1 protein-coding gene and 1 pseudogene are annotated in these 1,171 nt (G+C 64.6%); both read right to left on the minus strand.

Features of this window, described 5'->3' with window-relative positions; genetic code table 11:
- Positions 1-81: 81 nt before the first annotated feature.
- On the minus strand, positions 82-684 hold the full coding sequence (locus ACMO6A_RS12515; protein ID WP_114554698.1) for a hypothetical protein: 603 nt from the start codon (positions 682-684) through the stop codon (positions 82-84).
- A gap of 15 nt (positions 685-699) precedes the next feature.
- Positions 700-1,171, minus strand: a pseudogene (locus tag ACMO6A_RS12520) (hypothetical protein); the annotation flags it as partial.

The raw sequence follows: 1,171 nt of genomic DNA on the forward strand, positions 1-1,171 counted from the left end.
GTGCCGTCCTCGCCCAACGCCGCCGCGGCCGCCACGGCCGGCTTCTTCACCGCGTACATGAACATGGAAAACCTCCGAAAATCAGTGGCGGACGAGATGCGTGGCCGCGTCTTCCATCTGCACGCGGCTGCGCCGCGCGGCGCACGCGGCGCGATGTGCCAGGTCGGCGGGGCTCGCCGTATCGGCTGCCGGGCGTTTCCCGGCAATGGGGGTCCCGTCCTGGTTATCTACCCGTGAGGCGTGCCGTTTGCCCTTTAGATCGAGCAGGTACGCTTCATCATATTCAGAGAAGACCATGCAGGTTCCGCCTTCGGCGAAACGCTTACGGTAGTACTCGAGGGATGCCGAGGGCGTGGCATTCTCGTCGGAGAAGGTCTGGAACTCCGTGACGAGATTTGCGCCGGACGGCCAACGGCACTCGAAGACGATGTCCGATACATATTCGGGCGGATCGGGCCACGTGCACTCAGCATCGGCCACGCTCAAAATGACCGTCTGGCTCGTCGTGACCGGCTCCTCGAGGTCATATTGCGAGGTCACGATCATGAGGTCCAATTGCGGCGAGAAGATCGCCACGTCATCTTCGCCGATTAGCTTCGCGGCATCGTCAGCCGGGGTCTCGAAAACGGAAATCATATCTGAGACGGACTTTACTTCCAGGATATCTAGATCGGGGAGGCTCATCCCGCACACCTCTTTCTACCTGTGTACCTTGATGTCTGCGCTTCCGGTCTCACCGGCATGCGCTGCCGCCTTGGCGGCTGCCGCTATGGCCGCGGGGCTCATGCCCTTCGCAGGCGCCTGCGCGAGGGCATCGACGGCCGCGCCGACCTTCGCCTCGATCTCGTCACAGCGCGCGGAAACCCTCTCGCACTCCTCCTTGACGTACTTGAGCGCCGCCGGGACGAGGACGCCGAGCTCGCGCATGGCGATTTCCGCCTCGGCGGAGAGTGCCGCGAGGTCGAAGTCGCGGGTGAGCCTCGCGCTCGGCATGTCGTGGCGGATGGAGACCGTGGAGCCCCCGAACGAGAGGGGGGAGGACTGGAAGCCATGCCAGCCGAGGCGCCTCGAGCTGAAGGTGAGGATGGTGCCCGCCTGCGGTCGCGCGGTCGCGCAGAACCCGTCGGCAAGCGTGCAGGAGATCTCGATATCGCGCCCGTGGATCGTGACG

It is taken from the genome of Eggerthella sp. (assembly GCF_048329335.1).
GTDB classification, from domain to species: domain Bacteria; phylum Actinomycetota; class Coriobacteriia; order Coriobacteriales; family Eggerthellaceae; genus Eggerthella; species Eggerthella lenta.